Origin of the sequence: Pseudoxanthomonas suwonensis, assembly GCF_000972865.1 — a bacterium.
GTDB classification, from domain to species: Bacteria; Pseudomonadota; Gammaproteobacteria; order Xanthomonadales; family Xanthomonadaceae; genus Pseudoxanthomonas; species Pseudoxanthomonas suwonensis_B.
In genome coordinates, this window is sequence record NZ_CP011144.1 from 2,359,363 (window position 1) to 2,380,772 (window position 21,410).

15 protein-coding genes are annotated in these 21,410 nt (G+C 65.5%); 13 read left to right on the forward strand and 2 right to left on the reverse strand.

Annotation, left to right across the window (positions count from 1 at the left end):
- The first annotated feature begins 460 nt into the window (after positions 1-460).
- From WQ53_RS16335 to WQ53_RS09745, 3 genes are all read left to right on the forward strand, one after another.
- Entirely contained in the window at positions 461-1,042 is a 582-nt protein-coding gene (locus WQ53_RS16335; protein ID WP_144409288.1) for a CPBP family intramembrane glutamic endopeptidase, read from the forward strand.
- Positions 1,043-1,369: 327 nt separating this feature from the next.
- Positions 1,370-2,506, forward strand: a complete 1,137-nt coding sequence (locus tag WQ53_RS09740) for an OprO/OprP family phosphate-selective porin (RefSeq protein ID WP_052631981.1) — start codon at positions 1,370-1,372, stop codon at positions 2,504-2,506.
- A 72-nt stretch (positions 2,507-2,578) separates the two neighbouring features.
- Positions 2,579-2,905, forward strand: coding sequence for a low molecular weight protein tyrosine phosphatase family protein (locus WQ53_RS09745; protein WP_052631982.1), 327 nt, complete (start codon positions 2,579-2,581; stop codon positions 2,903-2,905).
- A gap of 410 nt (positions 2,906-3,315) precedes the next feature.
- On the opposite strand, the gene WQ53_RS09750 is transcribed toward WQ53_RS09745, so the two are convergent.
- Complete coding sequence (locus WQ53_RS09750) at positions 3,316-3,705, reverse strand: STAS domain-containing protein (protein WP_052631983.1); 390 nt, start codon at positions 3,703-3,705, stop codon at positions 3,316-3,318.
- Complete coding sequence (locus tag WQ53_RS09755; protein WP_082112949.1) at positions 3,702-6,152, reverse strand: SpoIIE family protein phosphatase; 2,451 nt, start codon at positions 6,150-6,152, stop codon at positions 3,702-3,704. The genes WQ53_RS09750 and WQ53_RS09755 overlap by 4 nt, the downstream gene beginning before the upstream one ends.
- 280 nt (positions 6,153-6,432) lie before the next feature.
- On the opposite strand from WQ53_RS09755, the gene aceE reads away from it, so the two are divergent.
- The 10 genes from aceE to WQ53_RS09810 all read left to right on the forward strand — a co-directional run bounded on the left by aceE (position 6,433) and on the right by WQ53_RS09810 (position 21,274).
- On the forward strand, positions 6,433-9,126 hold the full coding sequence (gene aceE, locus WQ53_RS09760) for a pyruvate dehydrogenase (acetyl-transferring), homodimeric type (RefSeq protein WP_052631984.1): 2,694 nt from the start codon (positions 6,433-6,435) through the stop codon (positions 9,124-9,126).
- A 123-nt stretch (positions 9,127-9,249) separates the two neighbouring features.
- On the forward strand, positions 9,250-12,084 hold the full coding sequence (locus WQ53_RS16795; protein WP_144409289.1) for a hypothetical protein: 2,835 nt from the start codon (positions 9,250-9,252) through the stop codon (positions 12,082-12,084).
- Positions 12,085-12,465: 381 nt separating this feature from the next.
- Positions 12,466-13,743, forward strand: coding sequence for a papain-like cysteine protease family protein (locus WQ53_RS09775; RefSeq protein WP_052631987.1), 1,278 nt, complete (start codon positions 12,466-12,468; stop codon positions 13,741-13,743).
- A 20-nt stretch (positions 13,744-13,763) separates the two neighbouring features.
- Complete coding sequence (locus WQ53_RS09780; RefSeq protein WP_144409290.1) at positions 13,764-14,378, forward strand: hypothetical protein; 615 nt, start codon at positions 13,764-13,766, stop codon at positions 14,376-14,378.
- A 155-nt stretch (positions 14,379-14,533) separates the two neighbouring features.
- On the forward strand, positions 14,534-15,628 hold the full coding sequence (locus tag WQ53_RS09785; protein WP_052631989.1) for an NAD(P)-dependent alcohol dehydrogenase: 1,095 nt from the start codon (positions 14,534-14,536) through the stop codon (positions 15,626-15,628).
- Positions 15,629-15,783: 155 nt separating this feature from the next.
- Complete coding sequence (gene ahr, locus WQ53_RS09790) at positions 15,784-16,800, forward strand: NADPH-dependent aldehyde reductase Ahr (RefSeq protein WP_052631990.1); 1,017 nt, start codon at positions 15,784-15,786, stop codon at positions 16,798-16,800.
- Between the two features lie 57 nt (positions 16,801-16,857).
- Positions 16,858-18,039 carry a M14 family metallopeptidase gene (locus WQ53_RS09795; protein WP_082112950.1) on the forward strand — a complete coding sequence of 394 codons (1,182 nt, stop codon included), beginning with the start codon at positions 16,858-16,860 and terminating at the stop codon, positions 18,037-18,039.
- 113 nt (positions 18,040-18,152) lie between these two features.
- Positions 18,153-18,365 carry a DUF4287 domain-containing protein gene (locus WQ53_RS09800; RefSeq protein WP_052631992.1) on the forward strand — a complete coding sequence of 71 codons (213 nt, stop codon included), beginning with the start codon at positions 18,153-18,155 and terminating at the stop codon, positions 18,363-18,365.
- Between the two features lie 333 nt (positions 18,366-18,698).
- Positions 18,699-20,786: a TIR domain-containing protein gene (locus WQ53_RS09805; RefSeq protein ID WP_052631993.1), complete on the forward strand. Its 2,088-nt coding sequence runs from the start codon at positions 18,699-18,701 to the stop codon at positions 20,784-20,786.
- Positions 20,783-21,274, forward strand: a complete 492-nt coding sequence (locus WQ53_RS09810) for a hypothetical protein (RefSeq protein ID WP_144409291.1) — start codon at positions 20,783-20,785, stop codon at positions 21,272-21,274. Before WQ53_RS09805 ends, WQ53_RS09810 begins: the two co-directional genes overlap by 4 nt.
- Positions 21,275-21,410: the final 136 nt, after the last annotated feature.

Below are 21,410 nucleotides of genomic sequence, written 5' to 3' on the forward strand. Positions count from 1 at the left end.
TTGCATTCGATGGTTTGGGCCGCGGAATCGTTTGCTTGGGCGGGGTGGTGATTCCCTGAAGGAAGCGTTCGGAGGTGGTCAGGGATTTCCGACGCTTGGTTCGGAATCGGACTATCCCTGACGGCAAGGTCGATGTGCGATAGGTGAGGCGCCGGCAAAGCCGGCCGTGTGGGCCAAGGTGGCCCGACGCGCAAACAACCAAGGAGTGGATGTCATGCGTAGTCTGACTGTCGATGAAGTTGAGGCGGTTTCGGGAGGCGAGCTGAACTGCTCGGCTGGGTTTCCGAGTGGAGTGAAGTGCGAAGGTAAGTTGTCGGATTGGGTGAGTGCTGCGAAGGGTGCTTGGAATGTCTTGGCGAGCACCCCTGGCACTGTGCCCTGGATGGCGACCAAGCTCATGGAGGATTGAGCTGAAAAGGAGAGGGCTTGGCCCTCTCCTTTTTATTTTTGTGGAGGCCATGTGGATTCTCTTCCAAGAAAGGATCTCTATCTTGCGGGCTTTGTAGTCGCAATCTTCACATACATGACTCTAATCGCCTTGTCTGAAAAAGCAGGGTTCTTGTATGCGGAGCTTCCATTGGAGCTTCTTATTTGTTGTGCGCTTGCCTTGATCTTTCCAGAACCAGGTCTTGGCCTTGGTTGGGGCAAGAAAGCTGTCTCGGTAATGGCTTTGATGACTATTGGTCTATGTGCTGTATGGACTCTTGGATTTTGGTACTGGGAGTCCCATTCGTCTAATTTCGATAGGGATTGGAGGCTGATATTTCCGTTGTTGAGCTTAGTTGTTACAAAGCCATGGCTTGAAGAAAAGCTTCTTAGGCACATGCTTCTGACATCACTAACTGGTATGGCAGGACCAGTTATTTCATCGATTCTCGTGTCGATATTCTTTGCAGTTGCACACAAGGGTGTGATGCTATGGGCATTCATCGTGTCTCTTGCGCTGTGCTGGATCAGATTCCGATTCAAGGCCAAGACTGCTCATTGCGTGGTAGTGCATGGATTGATCAATGCCTACGTTCTGGTGCTCTACATGCTCTAGCTGGAATTTGGGTGGAGTGTGGCAAGGGCTGTCATCACCCAGGTCCATGACTGCCGAATGCGAGCCCTAGCCAATTCGTCCAGGCGGGTCAGTCGCTGCTGTGCGTATTGCCATAGGTGCGCGACTCCGCCTGAAGCCGGCGCCTGAGATCGGTCGTTTTCTTGATCGCGGCGTATCGTCGGCGGAGCCGGCTTCAGCCCTACGGTTTTCCGCCGCTAACGTAGGCGAGCCCGTCATCCATCTCTACGGGCTCCCGGACCCCCGTTGCCGTGTGCATACCGGGCGGGAGTCAGGTCCGGTCTGTCCACCCTCCGGTACCCTGTTCCCATGAATTCCCGCGCCTTTGCCGTTCCTGCCATCCTGGCCGCCCTGCTCGCCAGCCCCGTCGCTTCCGCCACCGGCCTGCCGACCTCCTTCACCGCCAACGGCGTGGAATACGGCGCCAAGGGCACGCTGCAGTACGACATCAACCGCTTCCAGGATGACCGCTACGCCGGCGGCGGCGAGGCCTTCGAGGACGCCGACGGTTGGCGCCGGGCCGAGCTGTACCTGTTCGCACGCAAGAAGGGCGCCTTCGAGCTTACCGCCGGCTACGACTTCGAGGGCGAAGTCTGGCTCGACGCCTACCTGAAGCTGGAAACCGCCGCCGGTGATTTCCGCGCCGGGCAGCAGAAGACCCTGGTCGGCTGGGAGGACTATGGCGTCGGCACCACCTCCACGATCTACCTGGAGCGCTCGGCTGCCGAGAACGCGTTCTACCAGGGCCGCCGCGTCGGCCTGGAGTGGACCTGGACCGGGACCGAGAACTGGCGCTTCGCCCTGGCCGGCTACACCGGCCCGGACCTGGACGACGCCAACGCTGGCACCACCTTCGCCGGCCGCGTGGTGCATACGCCCATCGCCGACGACACACGCGTGCTGCACCTGGGCGCCAGCGCCTCGCGCGAGCGCCGCGACGACGGCATCGCCCGCTTCCGCGCTCGCCCCAATGCGGCGCTGACCGACGTGCGCCTGGTCGACACCGGCCGCCTGGCCAGTGACGCCATCGATCGCGTCGGGTTGGAAGCGGCCTGGCGCGACGGCCCGCTGCTGCTGCAGGGCGAGTACCTGGTCGGCCACAACAACGCCCCGTCCGGGCAGCCGGACTTCGACGGCCGCGGCTGGTACGCGCTGGCCTCGTGGGTGCTGACCGGCGAGACCCGGCCCTACATGAATTCCGCGTTCGGCAATCCCAGGCCCTCGCGCGAGGCCGGCGCGGTGGACATGCAGCTGCGCTACGCCGACCTGGACCTGGACGATGGCGTGATCCGCGGCGGCCGCCAGCGCGACTGGACCCTGGGCGCCAACTGGTACTGGGGCCGCCACCTCAAGCTGCAGGCCAACTACGTGTGGCTGCGCACCGACCGTGCCGGCGTGTCGCTGGACCCGGAAGTGTTCGAGGCGCGGGTGCAGGTCGCGTTCTGAGCCGGCGGCGTTGCCGCCGGGGCGGGCGTCTCGCACAGTGGCCGGCATCGACCGTTCTCCGCCGGCCTGCGCTTGACCCGCCACGTCCTCTTCGTCTGCAGCCGCAACCGGCTGCGCAGCCCCACCGCCGAGCAGGTCTTCGCCGGCTGGCCCGGCATCGAGACCGCCTCGGCCGGCCTGGCGCCGGACGCCGACAATCCGGTCACGCCGGAACTGCTGGCGTGGGCGGAACTGATCCTGGTCATGGAGCGCGCGCACCGCGCGCGGTTGTCGGCCAAGTTCGCCTCTCACCTGCGCGGCAAGCGCGTCGTCTGCCTGGACATCCCCGACGACTACGGCTTCATGGACCCGGCGCTGGTCGAACTGCTGCGGACGAAGGTGCCGCGCCACTTGCGGTAGCGCCGGCCGGCCGCCGCTCATCGCGTGGAATCAGGGGAAGGAGCCCAGCCATGGGCGACATGGGCGCCGGAACCGTGAGGGCGTCGCCTGGGCCGACGGCGTCGCGTCGCGGTCATGCCCGCTCCTACAACCGCCGCAGTGTCGGCTTTTGTAGGAGCACAGCTTGCTGGCGACACGGGCGTTGGAGGCATGAGGGCGTCGCCTGTGCCGACGGCGTCGCGTCGCGGTCATGCCCGCTCCTGCAACCGCCGCGGTGTCGGCTCTTGTAGGAGCACAGCTTGCTGGCGACACGGGCGTCGGAGACATGAGGGCGTCGCCTGTGCCGATGGCGTCGCGTCGCCGATGAATCGGGCTCCTGCAAGAAGGCCCCGGATGCGTAGGTGGCAACGCGGCGGCCCGCGCCGCGCGCCTCAATCCTCGTCGTCGCCCTCGACCACCTTGCGCTGCATCGCGTCCAGGTAGGCGTCGGCCTCGGCCACCGAGGTGAAGATCTCGCCCAGCGGCACCGCCTTGACCATGTCGAACACCTTCTGGATCTGCGGCTGCGGGTTCACCACCAGCACCTTGCCCACGCGCGCGGACAGCGCCTTGCGCGCCTTGAACACCGAGCGGATGCCGGCGCTGCTGATGTAGTCCAATCCGGCCAGGTCCAGCACCAGCGAGGTGATCGCGTCGTTGGCCAGCACCGGGGCCAGCGCCTGGTCCAGCTCAGCGTAGCTGTGCGTGTCCAGGCGGCCGCCGATGGCCACCCGTTGCACGCCGTTGGCCGGTGGGGCGATGTCGATCCTCAGCAGACTCATGCCTGGCTCTCCATGTCGTGGGCGGCGTCCAGCCGCAGGGTGATGCGCAGCACGTTGCAACCGTCGATACGCTGGTAGTCGACCGCATCGGCCAGTTCGCGCACCAGGAACACGCCCAGCCCGCCGATGCCGCGCACGGCGATGTCCAGGTCCAGGTCCGGTGCATCGCGGGCGGTCGGGTCGAACGGCGCACCGCGGTCGCGGAACTCCAGCCGCAGCCGGTCGCCGTCCAGGTGCGCCTGCAGCTGCAGCGGCGCGTCCGGCGCGATGGCGTGCTCGACCACGTTGCAGGCCACTTCCTCCACCACCAGCCGTGCGTCGTGGATGGCCGCGGCACTGGCGCCGTGCCGTGCCAGCAGCGCGTCGACCGCGTCGGTCATGCGCAGCACGTCCGCATGCGTCCGGGCCCCGTCGATCCGCACCGAAGTCTCCCCTTGCGTGGCCACAGCATGCGCCGCGGCCCCGGCGCTGTCGAGGTCGCGCGCCCGGCTGATCGCCAGGATGGTGATGTCGTCGGACTGCGGCGCCTCGCCGGCGTGCGCACGCACGTCCTCGAGCAGGCGCCGGCAGGCGGTTTCGGCATCGTCGCCGGCGGCCAGCACCCGCAGCAGGCGCTCGCTGCCATAGGCGCGGTTGTCGGCGTCGAACGCCTCGGTCACCCCGTCGGTGTAGCCGACCAGGGTGGCGCCGGCGGCCAGCACGCCCTCGTGCAGCGGGTAGTCGTCGCTGGGCTCGAAGCCCAGCGGTGCGCCGCCGGCCAGCGCCAGCAGCTCGGCGCGGCCGTCGGCGTGCAGCAGCAGCGGCGGCTCGTGCCCGGCGCTGGCCAGGCGCAGGCGGCCGCTGGCCACGTCCAGGCGCCCGCACAGCACGGTGGCGAACATGCAGGTGTCGTTGTTCTCGGCCAGGCGCACCGAGGCGGCGGCCAGGATCTTCTCCGGCGTGCCGTGGCGCCGCGCCATCTGCTCGAGCACGGTCAGCGTGCGCGCCATGAACAGCGCCGCCGGGATGCCCTTGTCGGACACGTCGCCGATGGCGAACCACAGCACCCCCGGCTCCAGCTCGGAGAACTGGTAGAAGTCGCCGCCCACCGCGGTGGCCGGCTCCAGCACCGCGTGCGCCTCCACGTGCATGTGCCGGGTGTCGAACGCGCGCGCGGCTGGCAGCATCGACTGCTGGATGTCACGCGCGATCGACAGCTCGCTCTCCAGCTTCTGCCGGGCGCTGGCCATCTCCCCGATCTCCTGCATCTGCTCCTTGATCGAGCCGCGCGCCGCATCGAACGCGCGCGCCATCACCCCGACCTCGTCGCCGCGCTCCACGTAGGGCAGCGGGTAGTCGAAGTCGCCTTCGCTGAAGTGGTGCGCGCTGTCGGTCAGCTCCTCGATCGGCGCGGCGATCGCGCCGCTGTAGCGCCGCGCCAGCCACAGCGCGAACAGCAGCGCAATCAGGCTGGCCAGGGCCACGCCCACCGCGACCCGGTCCAGCCGGTGCAGGAAGTGCTGGTCCGAGGCGGTGAGGGCGAAGCTCCAGCCGCTGTCGGCCACCGGCACCACCACCGTACCCAGCGCATTGCGCCCGGCGTCGCGGTGCTCGAAGGTGGCCGGCCGGCGCTCGGCGATGGCCGCGGCCAGCGGCGCCAGGTCGCCGCGGCCGGGCCGGGCGGCCAGTTCGGCGGCGCCGAGGCGCATCTGCACGTCCGGATCCGGGTGCACCACCGCCAGCCCCTCGGGCGAGAACAGCATCGGCTGCAGCCCGGCGCCGCTGATCCCGGTCACCAGCTCGGCCAGCCGCGCCACCGGCACGTCCAGGCTGACCATGCCCACCGCCGGCGCGCCGGGCGGATCGCCCGGGCGCCACAGCGGCAGGTTGTAGGTGGAGAAGTACTCACCGGCGGTGGCCGCGTTGGCATAGGGCTCGGACCACCACGGCCGCGGCGAGGCCACCGTGCGCACGTACCAGGGCATGGTCGCGTAGTCGTAGCCCAGGTCGGCCACCGATTGCTCCACCAGCGTCGGCCCGTCGCGGCGGATGTACCAGGTGAACCCGTCCGGGTCGCCCGGCAACAGGCCCGGCTCGATGATGATCATCGCCCCGGCGATGTCCGGGTCGCCGGCCAGGCTGGCCACCAGCAGCGAACGCAGGTTGGACGGCTGCGCCCCGACCCCGGTGGCGCTGGCGGCCAGGGTGCGGCCGCTGACCTGCACCGACTCCAGGGTTGCTTCCAGGCTGCGCACGGTCTGCCGGGCCAGGCCGTCGGCCTCGGCGCGGGCGTTCTGCACGATCAGCCAGCGCGCGCCGAAGTAGAACGCCAGCGCGGTGACCAGCAGCAGCCCGGCGTTGAGCACGCTGGACCACAGCACCATCCGCGTGCGCAGGCTGTCGCGCCAGCGCACGCGGCCGGCGGGCGGGGCGGGCGCGTCGGGGCTGCCGTTCGGAGTGGCGGGCATGGGCGTCCGTGCGCGGGGCGACGTGCCGATCATAAGCAGATCGCAGGCCACACAAGGGGCCGGAGGTCGCCGCTGCAAAAGGGCGGCAAGGATTGTTGCGTCGCAACAAGCGGCGCATGTCCCGGGACTGTCCCGGACAGCGAACGATTGCACGCGAAACCGTTGGTTTTACAGGCCAATACGCCCGCGTAGCGAAGCGGCTGAAACGGCCCTTGCGGTAAACTCCCCGGTCCACAAGAACACAGCGGCCGCGACCCCCGCGCGCGGCATAGGGAGTGATATGAACTGGCTGAACGAGGTGCTGCAGAACGATCCGGATCCGGTCGAGACCCAGGAATGGATCGAGTCGCTCAAGGCGGTCATCGACCGTGACGGCCCCGAGCGCGCGCACCTGCTGCTGGAGGACATGGTCGAGCTGACCCGCCGCTCCGGCGCGTTCCTGCCGTTCTCCCCGACCACCGAATACGTCAACACCATCGCGCCGACCCTGGAGGCCAAGAGCCCGGGCAACGCCGACCTGGAGTGGCGGATCCGCTCGATCATCCGCTGGAACGCGATGGCCACCGTGGTCCGCGCCAACCGCAAGCCGGGCGACCTGGGCGGCCACATCGCCTCGTTCGCCTCGGCCGCCACGCTCTACGACGTGGGCTTCAACCACTTCTGGCGCGCGCCTTCCGACAACCATCCGGGCGACCTGCTGTTCATCCAGGGTCACAGCGCCCCGGGCATCTACGCCCGCTCGTACCTGGAAGGCCGGATCAGCGAGAACCAGCTGGACAACTTCCGCATGGAAGTGGACGGCCGTGGCATCTCCTCCTACCCGCACCCGTGGCTGATGCCGGACTACTGGCAGACCCCGACCGTGTCGATGGGCCTGGGCCCGCTGGCCGCGATCTACCAGGCGCAGTTCATGAAGTACCTGGAGCACCGTGGCCTGATCGCGGAGTCCGACCGCAAGGTCTGGTGCTTCATCGGCGACGGCGAGTCCGACGAGCCCGAGACCCTGGGCGCGATCGCGCTGGCCGGCCGCGAGGGCCTGGACAACCTGATCTTCGTGGTCAACTGCAACCTGCAGCGCCTGGACGGCCCGGTGCGCGGCAACGGCAAGATCATCCAGGAACTCGAGGGCGTGTTCCGCGGCGGCGGCTGGAACGTGATCAAGCTGCTGTGGGGCGGCTACTGGGACGCGCTGCTGGCGCGCGACACCAACGGCATCCTCAAGAAGCTGATGATGGAGACCGTCGACGGCGAGTACCAGAACTGCAAGGCCTTCGGTGGCGCCTACACGCGCGAGAATTTCTTCGGCAAGTACCCGGAGACCGCGGCGATGGTCGCGGGCCTGTCCGACGACGACATCTGGCGCCTGAACCGCGGCGGCCACGACCCGCACAAGGTCTACGCGGCCTACCACCAGGCGGTGAACACCAAGGGCATGCCGACCGTGATCCTGGCCAAGACGGTCAAGGGCTACGGCATGGGCAGCTCGGGCGAGTCGCTCAACCCTACCCACCAGACCAAGAAGCTGGACGACGACGCGGTGCGCGCGTTCCGCGACCGCTTCAACATCCCGCTGACCGACAAGCAGCTGGAAGAGGCCGAGCAGGTCCCGTTCTACCACCCCGGCGAGGACTCGCCGGAAGTGCAGTACCTGAAGGAACGCCGCGCCGCCCTCGGCGGCTACCTGCCGCAGCGCCGGCAGAAGGCCAGCAAGAGCTTCACCGTGCCGGCGCTGGACAAGTTCGAGCGCCTGCTCAAGGACAGCGGCGAGCGCACCTACTCGACCACCATGGCCTTCGTGCAGACGCTCAACATCGCCCTGCGCGACAAGGAGCTGGGCCCGCACCTGGTGCCGATCGTCGCCGACGAGGCCCGCACCTTCGGCATGGAAGGCCTGTTCCGCCAGATCGGCATCTACGCCCCGTTCGGCCAGAAGTACAAGCCGGTCGACTCCGACCAGCTGATGTACTACCGCGAGGACCAGGCCGGCCAGGTGCTGCAGCAGGGCATCAGCGAGCCGGGCGCGATCGCCTCGTGGATGGCCGCCGGCACCAGCTACTCGGTGTCGAACGTGCCGATGCTGCCGTTCTACATCTACTATTCGATGTTCGGCTTCCAGCGCGTGGGCGACATCGCCTGGCAGGCGGCCGACATGCGCACCCGCGGCTTCCTGCTCGGCGGCACCGCCGGCCGCACCACGCTCAATGGCGAAGGCCTGCAGCACGAGGACGGCCACAGCCAGGTCCAGGCCGGCTTCATCCCCAACGTGCGCAGCTACGACCCGACCTTCGGCTACGAGGTCACCGTGCTGCTCCAGCACGGCATGAAGGCGATGATGGAAGACCAGATCGACGAGTACTGGTACCTGACCCTGATGAACGAGAACTACGCCCACCCGGAGATGCCGGCCGGCGCGGAGCAGGGGATCATCAAGGGCATGTACCTGCTCAAGGACGCCGGCAAGCCGAAGAAGGGCGAACTGCGCGTGCAGCTGCTGGGCAGCGGCACCATCCTGCGCGAGGCCATCGCCGCCGCGGAGGTGCTGGACAAGGATTTCGGCGTCACCGCCGACATCTGGTCCTGCCCCAGCTTCAACGAACTGCGCCGCGACGGCTTCGACGTCGAGCGCTGGAACCGCATGAACCCGGAAGCCAAGACCCCGCGCAAGGCCTACGTGACCGAGCTGCTGGAAGGCCGCCAGGGCCCGGCCATCGCCGCCACCGACTACGTGCGCGGCTTCGCCGACCAGATCCGCGCCTTCGTCCCGATGCAGTACACCGTGCTGGGCACCGACGGCTTCGGCCGCTCCGACACCCGCGCCAACCTGCGGCGGTTCTTCGAGGTGGACCGGTACTACATCGCCCACGCCGCCATCGCCGCGCTGGCGAAGGAGGGGAAGATGACCGGGAAGGACGTGGCCCGGGCGATCAAGCAGTACAAGATCGATCCGGAGAAGGCGAATCCGGTTGGGGTTTGAGGTTCGGCATCACTAGGCACCGAAGAGCCTGATAGTGCCTTGAGAAAGCCCCGATATTTCGGGGCTTTTTTTATTCTAACTTTCTGATGTGCTGGACCCGTGGATTACGCAGGGGAATCTAAAATGTTCAAGAAAGGACGTCGCCAAGTAGTTATGGGGGCAATTGCGACTTGGCGACAGGCCTTAATAGGTGCCGCCAGTCTATTTTTAATCAGTCAGTTCGGTTGGGCGCTCAACGAAAGAGCTACGGATCTAATTCGTGCCATCAGCGGCGGTAGGCTGGAACTGATACAAGATAGATCCTCCATTTATGCAATCTGGCTCGGAGCCATTGGGGTGCATGCCGCGGTTGGTGCCCTGGCGCCAATTCTTGGATACACATTACTCACCACCAACATCACTAGTGCTTCTCGAATAGCCCCGGCGGGCGGCGTTGTTGCGCTGGAGATTCAATGGGAAAAGTATCTTCGCTTGTCGCTTTCTTTGCTGGTGTCTTCAATTCTTGGCGTGATCTTTGCGCCTTCTGTGCTTGGACTGCTGGCAGCGCTTCTGGCTACGTGCTACGTGATTGTAAAGACTGGGTTGGTATTCAAGCAGGGCTTCGATTTGATCGAGAGGCCTGAGCGATATGATGCAAGTGCGCGAAAGTACTTAGTTCAAGTAGTAAAAGAGATAAAGCTTGCAGATCCCAGTGTTGAGCAGGATCGACTAGCTAATTTACTTAACTCTGAACTGACCACGCACATCCAGAAATTGCCGAAAGGCATCATTCTTCCCTCGAAGCTTCGATTAGGCAGCCCCTTCACCGAGACCGAGCTGGTTCGATACCGCAAGGGTGCGATCGAGGCATTGGTATCTGAAGCTACCTCATTGGGTTGTGTTCTATACCTAATGCGCGAATCGATGAGTCATCATCTTGGGCGAGGACAAATTAACTTCTTAGCAGTGGCGCGCACCGAGCAAGTGACAGTACTTGAGGGGGCGCCGCCGACATTGGAGCGGGGGCCAGTCGAACCGTCTTCTGTTGAGAGGTTGCAGGAGATATTGGAAGAGTCGATCTTCTATCAAACGACGCAGGAGACTGACGATCTTGCACGTATGCCGCTGCTTGCAATGCGTCACGTTGCGGCAGTAATCCAGGAGGCTCTTCCGAGCCAGCGACCGCATGATGTCGAGTACGGTCTAGATGTTCTTGGGCAAATCATTGATCAACTAACCGAGTCACATGGCGCGCGCGCTATTAATTCAGATCGGTTTCGTTGGATCTACGACATTCCTGCCTTCGTCTCTAATCAACTGGAGGATGTTCCTCACAGTCGCATGATGTACGTGCGACTTCTTGTTTCATTCATTCGAAATAGAATGATCGCCTGGCTGAATGATGAAAAGTTCGATCATATGTCGAGGGCATATATGGCGCTCCTCGGAAGAATTCTGCGATCGTCTGTTGTAAGTGGTCATCACGCGTCTAGCTATGAAATAGTGGTAATCCGTGAAATCCCTCTCCTCGCGAGAGTGGAGCGCTCCGACGCGGTAATAATTATAGTGCGTGAGCTAATAATGCTTGTTGTAGACCGCCGACTGGCTGGCGATCAGTTTGAAACAGATCGTCGTGATCTGATTAAGGGTATAGATGAAGTGCTCCGCTTCAGTGGCGATGTTGGTGAAAGTATCCGTGTTGAAGCTACGGTAGCTGCGCTTGCTGTAGCGCTCTTCATGGCGGATCGAGATGATTCTTACAAGAATCATGTCGCGGAGATTAGCCAGGGATTGATGTCTAGCCGGTACGACGAAATTTCATTCGCAGGCGTGATCTCTGTCCTTCAGAGTTCTCGGGCGCTTATGGAGCGTTGGCGATTGGATTGGTGGGAGCTGGAACAGAAAGGTTCGGGGGCTCATTGGATAAGTATGAGTGCGTGGGTGCTAAGGGCATCGGTTGTAGCGCTCACTCATTTTTCTTGGAGGCTCTCCTATCTTGAGGATGAAAACCTCCCGTCGGAAGATGTTCTTTTTGCGGTAAGCAAAGAGATCGAGGGTGGCGAGTGGCTTGCGCTTCTTCCGATGGCATCTGCAAGTTCGATTAGAAGTTTGAGCGCAACCTTTGCGGACCTCAAAAGTCGCAGAAGAGGATTAGTCGAAGCACGAGTTGCAGGAGCAAGAGTTTCAGCGTCGAAGGTGCGCGAGTTCATACACGACCAGGCGGAGTCTATCAAGGCAGAATTCGTTTCATACAACGAATGGCTGCGAAATGCTGGCTCAATAATGTATGAACATGCTAGTCAGGAATTTGATAGATCTGGCGTAAGTCGACTCGTTCCAAAAGACTCTTTTGTGAGTGACGATGTTGTCGACATACCTGTGAAGATGCTCGCCGACAACCTCGGTCGGTCACTCGTCGATTTTGAGCTGAATGCGATCGCTAGATCTCTTCATCAAAGGTCTGAGTCCGTCGTCAGGGTTGATTCTGTAAGCGATGAGCAGATATGGGGCGCTATTGATGATTTCATTCAAGGTGAGGGGTTGTCACTTCTGATCTTGGGGGTGGGGGCTAGCTTCTATGAGCACTATCCGGAGATGACGCTTGCCCAGGAAAAAGCTGAGGCCAAGAAGAAAAGCATTCGCTTCGAGTCGGTTCGAGGGGTGGCTGATTTGCCTCGGGCTATCTTTATTGCAGAGCCGTCAACTTCGTTCGCCGTATGCAGGCGCGAGTTGAACATGGAAGAGCAAGCGGTTTATAGAGAACAGTTGCCGCTTCAGGATGGGGGGGTCGTAAGCGACGTCATCGAGATTGACGAAGACATGAAGGAGCGATGGCTCGAGGGTTCCGCCCAAGATGAAAGGGCGGAGATGAGGGCTCTCTACGAGCGAAGTGTTGTCGCTCGAACGTTCTGGAGCTTCTCGGTTATTGCGCGAAATGGCCGTTTCAGCGTTTACATGCTTCCGCCGGATGAAGATTGATCTGTCGCGTTGTGGATGAGGCGAAAGCGGGGGTCAGGTTCACTTTTGATGTGAGGCTGGCCTAGGAGCCGGCGCAACAAAGGGGCCAGCGCAACAAAGGGGCCAGAGGAAATATTCAATTCAAACGGATATTCCCTCTGGCCCCTTTGGTGGGAGCCAGGTCTCTGGTCGCACTAGCGGCGCAACTGGGGCAGCGGTAAGCCGCCGGATCGCCGATAAGACGGGCACGCACCGGGTTTGGGTGATGCGGCGATAGCAGCCAGCACGCAGTGCTCGCTGTGAACCAGACAGCTTTGTCGAAACAGTCACGCCCCCGCATCTGGCCGCGCCTGTCTGCCGTTGCCGTACTGGTAGTACGTGCAGCATTCAAGGAGGAGAGCAATGGCACAGATCCTCTATATGGCGAGCTTCGAATCCGGCTCAGGCCCGGCCTTTGTTGCCCGCCATGGCCAGACAGGCGCGCAGTACCAGGCCACCTTCGACGATCTGGTGAAGAAGGGCCACCGCCCTGTCTGCATCAGCGTCGCCCGCGACGGGTCCACGGCCCGTTATGCCTCCATCTTCCACAAGGTGTCGGGACCGGGCTGGGTCGCCCGCCACGGCATCAACGGCGCGCAATACCAGGCCGCCGTCGACGAATGGGCGCCCAAGGGCTTCCGTCCGAAAAGCCTCTCGGCCGCCACGGTCGGGGGTACCACGCTGTTTGCCTGCATCTACGAGCAGGGCGGCAGTGGTGAGTGGGTCGCGCGGCATGGCCTGACCGGCGCGCAATACCAGGTCGAGTTCGACAAGTGGGTCGGCAAGGGCTTCCGCCTCCGCGGCGTCTGCCCGTATGCCACAGGCTCCGGCGTCCGCTACATCGCCTGGTGGGAAAAGAGCGCCGGCCCGGCCTGGGTCGCCCGCCACGGCCTGGGCGAGGCCAGCTTCCGCCAGACCCACGAAAGCCTCGCGGCGCAGGGCTATGACCTCGTCTCGGGCGGCGCCGCGCTCTCCGGTTCCAGCGATTTCTACGCCGGCCTCTGGGAAAAGCGCGCCGCGACGTCCATCGGCCACCACGGCCAGACCGGCGGCGCTTACCAGGCCAATTTCGATGCTGCACTGGCCCAGGGCCGCCGCCTCGTCTTCGTCGCGGGCTACTGGGGCGAGCGTCCGGTGGACGTGAACCTGCGCTTCCGCATCCAGCGCCAGCAGCAGTCGCAATGGTGCTGGGCGGCGGTCAATGTCAGCGTCCGCCGCTACTACCAGCCCGCCTCCACCCTCACCCAGTGCCAACTCGTCAACACCCGCCGCGGCCGCAGCGACTGCTGCACGAACGGCAACAGCAGCGCCTGCAACCAGACGGACGACACCTCCGGTGTGCTGGACACGCTGGGCCATCGCAACACCCACACCAACGGCATCGTCTCCTACGCCACGTTGCGCGACCAGACCGCTGCCGGCCGGCCGCTGTTCATGCGTATCCAGTGGTCTGGCGGCGGCCGCCATGCCGTCCTCGCCACAGGCGTCGAGGATGGCGGCAACGTCATCGTCTGCGATCCAGGCGCGTCGAGCGCGGCGGATGCCAACCTCGGCACCACCTCGGTCTGGGATTACGATACCTTGCAGACCGCGTACAACACGACCGGCAGCTGGATCGCCACCGCCACCACCGAACCCTGAGGTAGCTACGGAGAGCCGCCATGCCCGTCACCCTCGCCACCCCGCCGGAAGCGGCTGCCGTTGAACTCGGCAAGCGCTTGCCGCCGCTCGCCCGATCCGCCGCGCTCGAAGCCCGCGCACCTGCAATCGGTCGTGCAGCCACTCGTTTCAACCTCAGGTCCGATATGCGCGTCGCCCGAAGCCTCGCAGAGGTCGCCGATTCGGACGTCGTCGCCAGCCCCATCTATGCGCTCGGCCTTGATCAACTGGCCAAGGGCAAGATGGGAGACGGTGCCAAACTCACCGGCTGGTCCTGGGTGATCGCAACCGAAGCCGGGGCTGTCTCCGCCGAGACGACTGCAGGCACCAACCGTTTCGCGCAGATTTCCAACGCCGCCAGTGCCGGCCGCTTCCGCCGCGCGCTGCTTGTCATGGCCCAGGGTAGCGGTGACGCGGATGGCGAAGCCGTGCAGCTTCGCATCCCGGCGCTCCACACCAGCCTGCTCTGGATCAAGGGCAAGCGCGAGTTGTATGAAGTCCTCGATTCCAGCGTCGCCGGCCTCGAAACAGGCCGTCGCTACACCGCCGCCGAACTCCAGAAAATCCTGAAGCCTGAAGCCGAATCCCGCCTGCGCACCCCCAATCTCGACGGCTGATCCGCAGCACCCGGGAACAACAGGGCTGGAAGGGAAAACGGGGTCAGGTTCACATCTGTGCAGTCTTGCCACCGGCGCGCCGGCTTCACGTGGTGCGAAGCTGGGCTTGGGCTAGGCTCTTGCGGCGGAGCATCTCCGCTACCCGGGAGCTGGGCATGGCGATGATGAAGGCGGCGGTATTCGTCGAACCCGGCCGGATCGAACTGGCCGACAAGCCCATCCCCGATGTCGGCCCCACCGATGCCCTGGTCAGCATCACCACCACGACCATCTGCGGCACCGACATCCACATCCTCAAGGGCGAGTATCCGGTGGCCCAGGGGCTGACCGTGGGCCACGAGCCGGTCGGCGTGATCGAGAAGCTCGGCAGTGCGGTCAAGGGCTACCAGGAAGGACAGCGGGTGATCGCCGGCGCGATCTGCCCCAACTTCAACTCCTACGCGGCGCAGGACGGCGTTCCCTCGCAGGATGGCAGTTACCTCGTCGAGCGCGGCCTGTGCGGCTGCCATGGCTACAAGGCCACCGCCGGCTGGCGCTTCGGCAACATGATCGACGGCACCCAGGCCGAGTACGTGCTGGTGCCCGACGCCGAGGGCAACCTCGCCCCGATCCCCGATGGCCTCACCGACGAGCAGGTGCTGATGTGCCCGGACATCATGTCCACCGGCTTCAAGGGCGCGGAGAACGCCAACATCCGCATCGGCGACACCGTGGTGATCTTCGCCCAAGGGCCGATCGGGCTGTGCGCCACGGTCGGCGCGCGCCTGCTGGGCGCGGCCACCATCATTGCCATTGACGGCAACGACCACCGTCTTGGCATGGCGAAAACCATGGGCGCCGACATCACCTTGAACTTCACCCGGTGCGACGTGGTGGACGAGGTGATGAAGCTCACCGGCGGGCGCGGCGCGGACTCCTCGATCGAATGCCTGGGCCTGGCCAGTACCTTCGAGCAGGCGATGAAGGTACTCAAGCCGGGCGGCACACTCTCCAGCCTCGGTGTGTATTCCAGCGACCTGAAGATTCCACTTGCCGCGTTCGCCGCCGGCCTGGGCGACCACAGGATCAACACCGCGCTGTGCCCCGGCGGCAAGGAACGGATGCGCAGGCTGATGAGCGTGATCGCATCCAACCGTGCCGATTTCGGCGCGCTGGTGACCCACCACTACCGGCTCGACGACATCGTCGCCGCGTACGACCTGTTCGCCCACCAGCGCGACGGCGTGCTCAAGATCGCGATCAAGCCCTGAGCGCGGGGGCCAGCAGAAAAGGGGTCAGGTACATTTTCATAGGGATGTTCTAGAGAACTGAGGCGGCCGACAGCGAGTCGGCCCCCCCCGGGGCGCGCTTCGCCTGGGCAGAGTATCGTGTGGGTTCATCCGCAAGCCGCCACGAAGGGACCGCCATGACCAGCTATCGCGCGTGGGCCGCACCGAAGCCTGGCGCCGCCTTGGAGCCCTTCGAATACGACCCGGGCCCGCTGGGTGCCGATCAGGTCGAGATCACGGTCGAGCACTGCGGCATCTGCCACTCGGACCTGTCGATGCTGGACAACGCATGGGGGTTCACCCAGTACCCGTTCGTGCCCGGCCACGAGGCGGTCGGACGCGTCACCGCGCTGGGTGCGAACGCTCGGGGCGTGGTGATGGGCCAGCGCGTCGGCCTGGGCTGGAACGCGCACAGCTGCCTGCACTGCGATCCCTGCCTGGCCGGCAACCAGCACCTGTGCCGGGAGCTGCAGCCGACCCTGGCCGGCCGCCACGGCGCCTTTGCCGAGAAGGTGCGCGCGCACTGGGTCTGGGTGATACCGCTGCCCGACGGCCTGGACGCGGCCGAATGCGGGCCGCTGCTGTGCGGCGGCATCACGGTCTTTGCGCCGCTGCGGGAACTGGGCATTTCGCCCACGGCGCGGGTCGGCGTGGTCGGCATCGGCGGCCTGGGCCACATGGCGCTGAAGTTCTGCCGGGCCTGGGGGTGCGAGGTCACGGCGTTCACCACGAGTGCCGCGAAGGAAGAGGAGGCGCGCGCGTTCGGCGCCCACCACGTGGTCGCCACCGGCGATGCCGCGGCGCTGGAGCAACTGGCGGGCCGGTTCGACCTGATCATCGACACCGTGAACGTGCCGTTGGACTGGAACGGCCTGCTGGCCGCGCTGGCGCCGAAGGGCCGGCTGCACGTTGTCGGCGCGGTGCTGGAGCCGATCCCGGTGCCGGCGTTCTCGCTGATCATGGGGCAGAAGTCGCTGTCGGGCTCGCCGACGGGTTCGCGTGGGGCGCTCGACAGCATGCTGGCTTTCGCCGCTCGGCACGGCGTGGCGCCCAAGACCGAACACTTCCCGATGAGCCGCGCCAACGAGGCGCTGGACCACCTGCGCGCGGGCAAGGCGCGCTACCGGATCGTGCTGGACGCGGATTTCGGCTGAGCCGGCTTCCGGACGTAGTCGGTACCGCCTGATGTATCAACCGGGAAGGGAATTACCATGACACCGCCAAACCTCGATCGTCGCGATTTCATGCTCGCAACCGCCCTTGCAACCCTCGGCGGCGCTGCGGCATCGGCTGCTCCCGCTTCTGCTCAGGCTGCGGCGCCAACCGCGGCGACCCGGTTGCCGGGAGGAACGGTCTATACCGGCGGCACCGTGGACGGAAAGCCGGTTGTCAGCGCGCTGGGTGTCAGCGACCTTGCGCCGGGAAAACTCCATCGCCTCTACTTCCGTGGTGTCGAAGGCCCCTCGGGCCAGCCATGGCTGGTGTCGGTGGCCGTCCTGCGGGGAGCGAACCCGGGCAAACGCGTCACGCTGGTGAGTGGTGTCCACGGCGATGAAATGAGTTCCATCCACGCTGTCCAGGCCATCATCAACGGACTCGACCCGGCCGCGGTGAGCGGCACCGTCATGGCGGTCTTCGACGTATCCCGCCCTGCGATTGAAAGCATGGGCCGACGCTGGCCGAACTCCGGTCGCGGTGTCGACCTGATCGACCTCAACCGTGTCTGGCCGGGCGACGAGAACGCGCCAAGTGCACCGGCGCGCCATGCCGGTCTTCTGTTCAACCGGTTGATCCGTCCGAACTCGGACTATGTCCTCGATTTCCACACCAGCACGAGCGGCATCGACGCCCCGGCGTTCCACCTGGCGAAGATGGACGTGCCCGAGGTCAAGGCCATGGCGGAGCTCTTCCCGATCGACCAGATCTTCGACAACGCCGGGTATCCCGGGCTTCTTACGGATGCCCTCTTCCGGGTGGGTATTCCGGCCTTCACTCCCGAGATCGGCAACGCCCGGCGCCTTGATCCGTCGATGATCCCGCTCTTCGTGGAGGGCACGAAGAACGTGCTCAAGCTGCACGGCATCATCGACGGCCCGATGGGACGTACCGGACGCGACACGGGAGTCTTCGTGGGCAATAGCCTCGCCCCGGTTCTCGCGACCGCGGGCGGCATTGTCGAACATCTCGTGCGGCTGGCGGACAAGGTCACCCCCGGTCAGAAAATCGCAATCCAGCGCAACATGTTCGGTGAGACCGTCGCCGAATACACCAGTCCGGTCGATGGCGAGATCGGCGCCCTGCGAAGCGACGCCACGTCGGAGCCCGGCAATGTGATCACCTTCATCCTGTTCAACCGGAGCACGCCGGAGGGGGCTGAAGCCTACCCGGAGTAACGCGCGGGAAAAGGCGGAAAAAGGAGCCGGGGAAGCGAACCAGCCCACTCTGAGTATGTCGAACCGCCCGCCGGCTGGCCGTCGTATCCGCATCACCACCCACAGGACAAACCATGGCCAGCGAGCAGAAGACGAAGGGCCCGGCCTCGTACTTCCCGTCCATCGAAAAGACATACGGCAAGCCCGTCGCGCACTGGTTCGCGCTGCTGGACGCGGCTGGCGACATGAAGCACATGGACCAGGTGGCCTTCCTCAAGCGCGAGCACGGACTCGGCCATGGCCACGCCAATGCGCTGGTGGCCTACCACCGCGGCCGCGGCGACTGAAAAAATGGGTCAAAAAAGGGGTCAGGTACATTTTCTCGCTTGATGGATCCGGGGAGATGGCCTGACCCCCTTCAGCCCGGGACCGGGGAGCCAAAGGGGCCAGAGGGCATATCCGTTTGAATCGGATATTCCCTCTGGCCCCTTTCGTCTTTGGCCCCTTGGCCCCTTTGGTCAGCCACTGTTCCGCTCGTGCCCCGCCTGGCCTGGCGCCGGGGAGCACAGCACTTGGCCGCTGTGCGCCGCCCGTCGCGTTAGCGGTTGCAGGCAGGAGGGGATCCGGTCGGTCAGTTCCGGGCATGCCGCGCCTTGGGAAGGTCGGAGAGGGAAACCTGCATGCCGCCGCACGGTTCGGGGTACCGCGCCTTCATCAGCTACAGCCATGCCGACACGGCCGTGGCGCGGTGGCTGCACCGGGCGCTGGAGTCCTATCGCATCCCGTCGCGGCTGGTGGGCCGCACGACCGGCCTGGGCGAGGTGCCCGCGCGGCTGACACCGATCTTCCGCGACCGCGACGAACTTGCGGCCGCCGGCGACCTTTCCGACGCCCTGCGCCAGGCGCTGGGCGCGTCCCTGTTCCTGGTGGTAGTCGCATCGCCGGCCGCGGCGCGCTCGCGCTGGGTGGACGAGGAGGTACGCCACTTCAAGCAGGTCCACGGCGAAGGCCGGGTGCTGGCGCTAATCGCCGCCGGCTGCCCCGGCGGCGGCGACGGGTCCGAGTGCTTTCCGCCTTCGCTGCGCTTCCGCGTGGGGGCCGATGGAAGCATCAGTACGGAACCGGCCGAGCCGATCGCAGTGGACCTGCGTGCCGGCGGCGACGGCAAGCGGATGGCCAAGCTCAAGCTCGTCGCCGGCCTCACCGGCCTGCCGCTGGACGCGCTGGTCCAGCGCGAAGCGGCGCGTCGCCATCGCCGGCTCACCGCGCTGGCGGCGGTCGCGGCGACCGTGGCTCTCAGCATGTCGGTGCTGGCGCTGATGGCCGTGCGCGGGCAGGCCGAGGCCGAACGGCAGCGTGCCGAGGCCGACGGGCTGGTCGAGTTCATGCTCACCGACCTGCGCGCCAAGCTCGAGCCGGTGGGCCGGCTGGAGATCTTCGACTCGGTCGGCCAGCGCGCGCTCACCTATTACGGCCGGCAGGAACTCAAAGCGCTCGACGCCGACGCCCTGGGCCGCCGGGCCCGGGCCCTGCACCTGGTGGGTGAAGTACGCGAACTGCGCGGCAACAGCGGGGAGGCGCTGGAGGCATTCGTCCAGGCCGAACGCACCACCGCCGAACTGCTGGCGCGCGCGCCGGACGACCCGCAGCGGATCTTCGACCATGCCCAGAGCGTCTACTGGGTTGCCTACATCGGCTGGCAACGCAACGACCTGGAGCAGGCCGAACACGGCTTCCGCGAGTACGACCGCTTGGCGGCGCAGCTGGTCGCGCTGGATCCGACCCGTGAGGAGTGGCTCAACGAGCGCGCCAGCTCGCAGTCCAACCTGGGCGCGTTGTTGCAGCGGATCGGCCGGCATCCGGAAGCCACGGACCACTTTCGGCAGGCGCTGGCGATGTCACGCGAGCTGGCCAAGGCGGCGCCCGCGGACCGCGAGCTGCAATGGGCACTGGCGCAGGCGCATGCCTGGCTGGGCGACTCGCTGATGCAGTCCTGGCAGTTCGCCGATGCCGCCCGGCAACGCCAGCAGGAGCTGTCGGTCTACGAGACGATGCTGGTCGTGGACCCGCGCGACGCCAAGGCGCGCGAAGGCAAGTCGGTGGCGTTGGCGATGATCGCCGATCTGCAGTTGATGGATGGCGAGCTGGAACTGGCCCACCAGACTGCCCTGGCCAGCCACGAGGCGATCGTGTCGCTGGCCGGCGAGGATCCGGAGAACCAGCTCTGGCGGGAGATGGTGGCTTCGATCACGAACAGGCGCGTGGAAGCCCTGATGCTCGACGGGCGCTGGCAGGAGGCCGAGCAGCTCAACCGGCAGGCGCTTGCGCTTGCCACCGCGCTGGTCGCCACCGATCCGTCGGTCGCCGACTGGCGGACGGATGTGCTGATGAGCGCGCGCTGGATGGATATCGCCATCGCTTTCGCCCTCCACGGCCCGGCTGCCGGCCGCGCCGGCATTGCCCGTTTCCGGCGCGATTTCGGCGATGACCTCGATTCCGGGGACTCCAGCCTGCGCATGCCCTGGGTGGCGGTGCTGGCGATGGATGCGATCGACCAGGCGAATGCAGGCCAGGCCGACGCCGCGCGCGAGCGACTGGTCGCGCTGCAGGCGCAGCTGCCGCCCACGCCGCAGCCGCGTACCCAGGCGGTGCTGCGCTACCTGCGGGGAGAGATGCCCCTGCATCTTCCGGCCGACGACGCTCCCGCGCCGGCCGTACGCCTTGGCTACGACCCGGGAGTCATCCTGCAAGCCGCGAAAGGATCATGACCATGCCAGTGAACCGGACAGTGAACGTCTCGGTCGTCTTCAACTGCGTGCAGAACGGCGCAAACGACTTCGGCGGTTCCGCCACCTACACCCAGAGCAGTTCCACCCCCTCCGACCTGGGGAACGTGGTGGACAGCAACGGCAACATCGACCTGCGGCAGGCGTCCGCCTACGACCCGTCTCAGTACAACGACAGCGTGGACTTCGTGTTCACCCTGGCGCCGCAGTCCACCGGCTACGTCACCCCGGTGGTCTGGGCCAGCCGCAACGGCGCCGGCGCGACCATCGTCGTGCCGCAGGGCGGCAACGCCCAGGAGTTCCAGGTCGAGCAGTCGTCCGCCACTCCCCAGCTGCTGACCATCGTCGACAACGACGACGACAGCAACACCTACAACTACAAGCCCGCGGTCGAGCTGCCCAACTTCGACCACTACTACATCAGCCTGGACCCGCGGATCGTCAACAAACCGAGCAGCACCAACAAGTAGCCGGCTGCAAAAAAGGGGTCAGGTACATTTTCTCGCTTGATGGATCCGGGGAACTGGCCTGACCCCCTTCAGCCCGGGACCGGGGCCGCGCCGGCGTCCTGGCCAGGCGCGATTCCCGACGCAGCGCAAGAAAACG